The sequence below is a fragment of the Candidatus Poribacteria bacterium genome (assembly GCA_021295755.1).
Taxonomy (GTDB): Bacteria; Poribacteria; WGA-4E; order WGA-4E; family PCPOR2b; genus PCPOR2b.
Genome location: JAGWBT010000120.1, coordinates 10,698 through 18,325 on the forward strand (window position 1 = coordinate 10,698; position 7,628 = coordinate 18,325).

Annotated in this window: 6 protein-coding genes and 1 pseudogene; 3 read left to right on the plus strand and 4 right to left on the minus strand. The window is 50.0% G+C overall.

Annotation, left to right across the window (positions count from 1 at the left end):
• Positions 1 to 295 precede the first annotated feature (295 nt).
• Positions 296 to 867, plus strand: a pseudogene (locus J4G02_16625) (HupE/UreJ family protein).
• A gap of 242 nt (positions 868 to 1,109) precedes the next feature.
• Here J4G02_16625 and J4G02_16630 read toward each other — a convergent pair.
• The 3 genes from J4G02_16630 to J4G02_16640 all read right to left on the minus strand — a co-directional run bounded on the left by J4G02_16630 (position 1,110) and on the right by J4G02_16640 (position 3,064).
• A complete protein-coding gene (locus J4G02_16630; protein ID MCE2396182.1) occupies positions 1,110 to 1,718 on the minus strand; it encodes a hypothetical protein in 609 nt (202 codons plus the stop codon).
• 65 nt (positions 1,719 to 1,783) lie between these two features.
• On the minus strand, positions 1,784 to 2,392 hold the full coding sequence (locus J4G02_16635; GenBank protein ID MCE2396183.1) for a hypothetical protein: 609 nt from the start codon (positions 2,390 to 2,392) through the stop codon (positions 1,784 to 1,786).
• A 66-nt stretch (positions 2,393 to 2,458) separates the two neighbouring features.
• Positions 2,459 to 3,064 carry a hypothetical protein gene (locus J4G02_16640; protein ID MCE2396184.1) on the minus strand — a complete coding sequence of 202 codons (606 nt, stop codon included), beginning with the start codon at positions 3,062 to 3,064 and terminating at the stop codon, positions 2,459 to 2,461.
• A 482-nt stretch (positions 3,065 to 3,546) separates the two neighbouring features.
• Here J4G02_16640 and J4G02_16645 point away from each other — a divergent pair, with 482 nt between their 5' ends.
• Together J4G02_16645 and J4G02_16650 are read left to right on the plus strand one after the other, a co-directional pair.
• A complete protein-coding gene (locus J4G02_16645; protein ID MCE2396185.1) occupies positions 3,547 to 4,662 on the plus strand; it encodes a M20/M25/M40 family metallo-hydrolase in 1,116 nt (371 codons plus the stop codon).
• A gap of 193 nt (positions 4,663 to 4,855) precedes the next feature.
• Entirely contained in the window at positions 4,856 to 5,707 is an 852-nt protein-coding gene (locus J4G02_16650) for a fumarylacetoacetate hydrolase family protein (GenBank protein ID MCE2396186.1), read from the plus strand.
• 138 nt (positions 5,708 to 5,845) lie between these two features.
• Here J4G02_16650 and J4G02_16655 read toward each other — a convergent pair whose 3' ends face one another.
• A complete protein-coding gene (locus J4G02_16655; GenBank protein ID MCE2396187.1) occupies positions 5,846 to 7,510 on the minus strand; it encodes a thiamine pyrophosphate-binding protein in 1,665 nt (554 codons plus the stop codon).
• Positions 7,511 to 7,628: the final 118 nt, after the last annotated feature.

Consider the following 7,628-nt stretch of genomic DNA (forward strand, 5'->3'; position numbering starts at 1 on the left):
CTACATTTGGCAGATTAGCTGATGATTACAGCGTTTGCCGAATGAGCAGCTTCAAAATGTCAACACGCCCTAGCAACTTAGGTTAAGGATAGAGAAACCGTTTTCTAGACGTTGTTCCGATGTTTAGGAAGCGGCAAAAAACTGACTACTTCATTCACAGCATAGTATAATAACCCAAGTTGCTCATAGTAACTACGCTTCGTATGCTCTAACTAGAGTGCATAGCGAATTAAGCTGGATTAAACGGGAACCGTGAAGTTCAACACACAGCGGTAATGACACGAAAGGAAAGTTCATGAGGAAAATCGTTCTAGCTACAGCGGGAATCGTATCGCTTCTTCCGACTATCTCCTATGCACACGAAGGGGCTGGCGGCGGATTTACAGCCGGACTGACGCACCCAGTTCTTGGATTTGACCATCTTCTAGCAATGTTGAGCGTCGGGATTCTGAGCGCACAAATGGGCGGGCAAGCTATATGGAGAGTACCATTAACTTTTGTGCTTGTTATGCTCGGCGGTGGCGTTCTAGGAATAAACGGCGTACCAATGCAGTTGAATTGGGGATAGAGTTTTCTGTGCTGGCTTTAGGCGTTGCAATTGCCCTAGAAAAAAAACTACCACCACTGTTAGCTATGGTGTTTGTGGGTATCTTCGCTATTTTTCATGGTCATGCACACGGAACTGAAATGCCGTCTCTGTCCAAGCCTCTGTTCTACGCTTGCGGATTTGTGCTGGGAACCGCTGGCATTCACGTTGCGGGTGTTTTGATTGGGATTATCGCGGAAAGACTCAAGGACGGCGCACAGTTACTGCGATATGTGGGCGCCGGTATCGCCGGCATTGGATTTCATATCATTATCGGTTGATAGTCTAACAAAGCCCCGCATTTGATGGCAGTGGTGTGGTTGATATCTTATACTTCTAAACTGTTCTCGAATTTTACGTTCTTTTCTGACGACCCAGAAAAAAAGATAGAGACACCGCGTTTTCGACAAAAATTCGTTTTCTGGCGTCTTTGCAGCCGTTACGCTGGAAGCCAGGTGCCATTCATCACCAAGGCCTCCTAAACCGCCGCTCAATCCATAAGGAACTCAACTGGGATTCACTTCTAATCTTCTTCGGGTGGCGGATTCACATAGGCAGGATTTTCAATTTCCTCAACCTGTTTACCAAACTGTTCACCCGTGTAATCAGCTTGTTGAATTTTCCATCCTTCGTCGCGGTCTTTGACCATTAACGCGATTACATTACCATTAACCGCCCATCGATAGCTACCACGTAAACTAGCTTTTTTGCCGGTTGTATTGATTGCGACGCTATTGATATCAACGCTCATATTGCCGCTGCGTATGTGAAAAATACCTTCCCACCCCTTTTTAACCGCTTGCCAACCGAGGTGTTTCTCAAACGCCCCCGCCCAAAACACCCAAGCAACAAAGACATCTTCGCTCTCGCTTCGCAACCAGTAAGCCATAAATTGGTTGGAGTCCTCCGTTCCAATGGCCTCGGCGTGTAGGGTAAAAGCCTCGATAATCGCGGCTTCTTCCGCCGGATAATCAACATCAATTTGTAGGACATCGCCACCGCCCGATGTCGATGGCTGGGTTGACGGCTGTGTGGGCTGCTTATCTGCGTCATCCGCCGAATCCCCTCCACAAGCAATGAACCCCACGATAAATAGCGTACAGGTTAAGTAAATTCTAAAGCTCCGTTTCATTGTTTTCTCCTTCCTGCGGTCATGTTGTCAGCAGGCAGTCCTCCCATAGGTAATGCAACCATTGTTCACTTCTGACCATCTTCGGGTGGAGGATTTACATACGCAGGATTCTCAAGTTCATCGACTTGGTCGCCAAACTTTCTATTGGTGTAATCAACCTGCTGGATTTTCCACCCGTCGTCGCGGTCCTTCTTTACGATGGAGGCAATAAAACCGCCGCTGACCGCCCATTGATACCGACCGTATAGCGTAGCGTTTCTGGCAGTTTTATCGATTGTGATGCGCTCGAATTCAACGGACATAGGGCCGCTGCGCAGGCGAAAAATACCTTCCCACCCCTTTTTGATTGCTTTCCAGCCGAGATGCTTCTCAAATGCCCCGGCCCAAAAATCCCAAGCGACAAAGACATCTTCGCTCTCGCTTCTCAACCAATATGGCATAAATTCGTCAGGATCCTTCGTCCCGATGGCTTCGGCATGCAGGGTGAAAAGCTCGTGAATTGCTGCTTCCTCAGCTTCATAATCAACTGTAATTTGTATGGCTTCACCGCCACCGGCCGATGTCGCGGGTTTTGCAGGCTGTTCATCCGCGTCGTCGTCCGAATCCTCTCCGCATGCAATGAAACCCACGAGAAATAGCAGACAGATTAAGTAAATTGTAAACTTCCGTTCCATTGGTTCTCCCTCCTGTGGTTATGTTGGTAGCAAACAGTTCTCCGTCCGTAGCTAACTAACCCATGTTTACTTCTGCTCATCATCCGGTGGAGGATTCACATAGGCTGGATCTTTCAGTTCATCGACCTGTTTCCCAAACTTACCATTCGTGTAATCAGCCTGTTTAATTTTCCAGCCTTCTTTGCGATCTTTGACCATTAATGCGATTAGACCACCGCTAACCGCCCATTGATAGCGCCCCCGTAAGCTGGCGTTTTTGCCGGTTTTATCGATTGCAACGCTCTCGAATTCAACGGTCATTTTGCCGCTACGGATGCGAAAAATACCTACCCATCCGGTTTTGACCCCTTCCCAGCCGAGGTGTTTTTCGAATGCCCCCGCCCAAAAGTCCCAAGCGGCAAAGACATCTTCGCTCTTGCTTTTCAACCAATACTGCATAAACTCGTCAGGATCCTTCGTTTCGATAGCTTCGGCATGCAGTGTAAAAACCTCTCGAATCGCCGCTTCCTCGGCTTCAAAATCAACTATAATTTTGATGGCTTCACCGCCGCTAGTCGATGTTGCAGGCTTTGTTGGCTGCTTATCTGCGTCGTCGTCTGAATCCCCTCCGCAAGCGATGAAGCCCGCGACAACTAGCAGGCAGATTACGTAAGTGCTAGACTTCCACTTCATTCTTTTCTCCCTCCTGCGGTCATGTTGTTAGAAACCAATGTGTCACGACCCTGAACGTTTCCCATCCCCAAAGAACTTCTGTAGCCAAGCCTGAGGATATGAACCACCGGCCATTTTAACCGTATTTTAATGAAAAGTCAAGAAATTAAAGGACTAATTTTTTTATAGACCTCTGCTTGAATATGTGATAGCATAACGCAGTTTCGATCAGATGCAGGGCGAGATCAATGATAGGCACCAGACCTTCCGGACATGGGAAGATACTACGGCCAGAGAACTCCATGTCCAGTTACCGCACCACCGACAGAGGGGGTGGCCTTCACCGACTACGAACCGCATCTCGCGTGTGCAATTTATTGAGATCTGCATATCTGTTTTGAAAAAACTAAATTTCACAATACATATTATCCATTCTGACGATGCGATAAATGGTCGTTTATACATCAGAATGAGTCAAATTTTTGGATAGGAGTTCACACTTGATGGGACTTGATGTCGTTCAACTGACTAGGGATATTGTGGCCATTAATTCCGTTAGCCAGCGGAGCAATAAGGAGGTTTCAGATCTCCTCGAAAATACACTAAAGCGATGTGAGTTTGAGGTCGAGCGCCTAGAGTACCTCGATGCCAATGGGGAGCAAAAGGTGAGTCTGGTGGGCAAGAAGGGGAAGGGTTCCAATGGTTTCGGACTCTTCTCCCATTCCGACACGGTTCCCGGCTTGGAGGGGGAGTGGGACCCATTCGATCCAGTAATTCAGGACGGTCGCCTATTTGGCCGTGGCAGCTGCGATATGAAAGGACCGCTGGCTGCGACAATTACGGCGGGCGCAGAAATTAATGCCGCCGATTTGAAGAAACCACTCTTTATCGTCATCACCGCGGACGAAGAGATCAGCGGCGCGGGAGCTCGCCAAGTTGCAGAGGATTCAGAACTCTTCAATGCGGAACGACCAAAAAACGGTGTCATCGCCGAGCCGACGCGATTGACGCCTGTATACGCCCACAAGGGAGGCGGACGGGTCATAGTAACCGCGAAAGGACGGGCAGCGCATACCAGCACAGATAAAGGGGTTTCAGCAAACTTCCTGATTGCACCATTCCTCGCCGAGATGGCGGAGTTGGCAAAGCTGTTCAAAACCGACGAATCCTTCATGAATAAGGAGTTTAACCCACCAACGAACGGATTCAATATGGTGCTTGATGACGGCGGATGCCGACCAAACGTCGCCGCAGCGAAAACGGTCTGTACTCTCAGTTTTAGACCAATGCCGAATGATCGTAGCGACGATGTAATTGCAATGATAACCGAAATCGCTGAAAAGTACGGTCTCGAAACTACCTCGAATAAAGGCACGCCGTTCTACGTCTCGCCCGATGCCGAGATCGTCCAAGCAGGGCTGAAAGCCACTGGCACATCGAAACCGGGGACGGTCCCATTTGGCACGGACGCACACGCTTTCAAGCATCACTTACAACTCGTTATCCTCGGACCCGGCGATATCGTCCAAGCACATACCGTCGGAGAGTGGATCGACATCGCACAACTCTCAGAAGCTGTTGGGGTATATGGACAGATGATTGAGATGTTCTGTATGTAGTCCGGGGCAGGAGAACACCTGCCTATCGTTCTTTGCCCTTTATTCAGAGTGGATTGAAATACCAAGCGCATTGCAAGTGTCTTGAAATTTGCAATGCAAATCATAGTTGACAACATGTGCGAAAAGTCCGAGAGGATGGGCATGTTCCGCACAAACCAGTACTATCATCAGAGATTGAAAGGAAAAATATCAGATGAAACTTGCATTTTTCAATGACTATCAACTGGGCGTAATCAACGGCGAGCAGATTGTCGATGTCGCCTCGGCGCTGGGAGGTGTTTCCTACCACAGCCCTCAAGAACTTATCGAAACACTTATCAAAGATTGGGACAACCTACAGCCGCAGATCGCGCAGGCTGCTGAAGGAAATGCAGGGACAGCACTCAATAGCGTTCGTCTCAGGGCTCCCCTACCCAGACCAAATCAATTGGTCTGTCTTGCCGGCAATTACATAGAACCTGCAGCCCCGGATCGCGGCGAATTTAACGCCTTTCTCAAATCCCCCACCGGCATCATTGGCAAGGGCGATACGGTCCAACTCCCCGAGACAAACGCAACCGTTTTCCACTTCGAGCCTGAACTCAGTGTGGTCATCGGCAAAACAGCGAGCCACCTCTCACAGGCGGAAGCGATGGATCACGTCTTCGGCTACACGCAATTTATCGATGTGTCTGCCCGCGGTCTTCCCGGCGGGTTCTTCCTTGGCAAAAGCTGGCATACCTTCGCTCCGATGGGACCCGCACTGGTCACCGCCGACGAGGTCTCCGATCCAAACGACCTCGGAATTAAACTCTGGGTCAACGACGAGCTTCGGCATGACTTCTCCTCTGACTCCATGGCGCGTTTTATACCGGAGGTGTTAGAAGAGGTTACCAAGGTTATAACGCTTGAACCCGGCAACGTCGTAAACACAGGCACCCATCACTACGCCTTGGCACCGATTCAGGATGGAGATAACCTGCGTCTTGAGATTGAGGGCTTTGGTCCTTCACTAACGATTGACGTCCATGATCCCCTGAAGCGGACATCTTGGGAAGCGCATTAATAACCTTTGGTGCTAGGCTCTGTTGACATTTTACAGAGGTTGTAGGGAACAATGAACTGATGAACCAATGATTTTTACGTTTCACGCATCACGTTTCACGTTATCAACAGCTGCAAACTAGCACCATTGGTTAATAACCTATTGCGGGCAGTATGCTGCCGCACTTGTGAAGATTGTCGGGACATTAATTACCGCCGGTCTGCCTGAATCGGCAGCACGCTGCAGCGCTGGACCAATCTCATCGGGCTTCGTGACAAGTTCACCGTAACAATCCAGTGCTTCGGCAACCCGTTCATAACTAACCGCCCGGAGATCCGTCGCAACAGCACGATCCAAACCGTAGCGCTGGATCTGTGGGTGCCTCACAATGCCCCACGCCTCGTCACTTGAGACAACTGAAATAATCGGCAAGTCATGCTTGAGTGCGGTATCGTACTCAATGATGCCGTAACCGAACGAACCGTCACCGGTGATTAAGACGCTCGGATGATCCGGTCTCGCTACCTTACCAGCCAACGCGAAGGGGACTCCCTGCCCAATTCCACCGATGGGACCTGTGAATAGTAGGTAGGGTGGGTGGTAGTGATCAAGCGCCATGTGTGAAAAGAGCGAGGCATCTCCGCCATCAAGGGAGATTGTGGCATCATCCCCGAAGAGTTCACGTACCTCTTTGCAAATGCGCAGCGGATGAACGGGAACACCGTCGGAGTTCTCCGCTTCAGCGAGTCGCTGCCGAAAACCTTGACGGACGAGACTCAGGCGTTCAACCCAATCTGTCGGTTTATGAAAATCGTGGCGGGAAACACCGTTTGTCATCTCATTCAGGACGGGTTGCAAGTCACCGATGATACCAACATCAAAGGGACAGTTCTTGCCCATCTCCTCAGCATCAATATCGACGCAGATAAACTTAGCATCTTTGTGAAAAAGCGGCGGTTTACCGTAGCTGATGTTTGTATCGAATTTAACCCCCAAGGCAAGCACTACATCAGCATTGCGCAGCTCCTTTGAGGCGTTGCCGAATCGGGTGCTCGCCATTCCAAAAAAGAGCGGATGTGGACGGGTAATTGCGTTGACATCGCCGCCTCTTGAGAAAAATGGTATCCCCGTTGCCTCCACAAAATCTAGGAGTGCGCCTGATGCGTTCTGCCAGTGGGTCGCACCGGCAGCGATAATTACCGGGCTCTCTGCACCCGCCAACAACTTCAATGCGCGATCTATCTGCTCTGGATCGCCGTGTACTCTACCATTCGCACGAGAGTTTGCCGGTTCAGGATAAGCGATTTCCGCATCGTCGATCTTGTCGTACAAAACGTCGTAGGGAACATTCAGATGGACGGGTCCCGGACGCCCTCCCAACGCCTTACGAAATCCGGTGCCGACATACTCCGGCAGCCGGTCTGTCTGTGCGACCAACCGCGTCCACTTGGTAATCGGCTTGACTAACCCCGTTTGGTTGTATTCCTGAGAACCGCCCATATCGATCTGATCCGCGTCGCTGTTGCCACTTATCGAGTAGAGTGGGCTGCCCATCATGTGGGCTGTCGCTAGACCATAGATCATGGCAGCGTGCCCCGGTCCACGGGTAACACCACTAACCCCCACGCCCCCGGTCACCCGTGCATACGCATCCGCCATCATTGTCGCAGATGGATCTATGCGCGTGTCGATGATCTTGATGCCATCGTTCAGACACCCTTCATAAATTGATTCAATCGTCCCACCACAGAGTGTAAACAGATATTCTACATTCTCTTGCTTCAGGACCTTTGTAATAATCTGACCACCTTCCAAAATTGCCATAGTCTTCTCCTCATTTTTAAGCAAGGTTGCTAGGTTCTGTTGACATTTAACAAATGGAACGGGGATCTCCGTTCCCTGCGAAATATACGTGCATCTATGGCCCGATTCGTAGTGAACA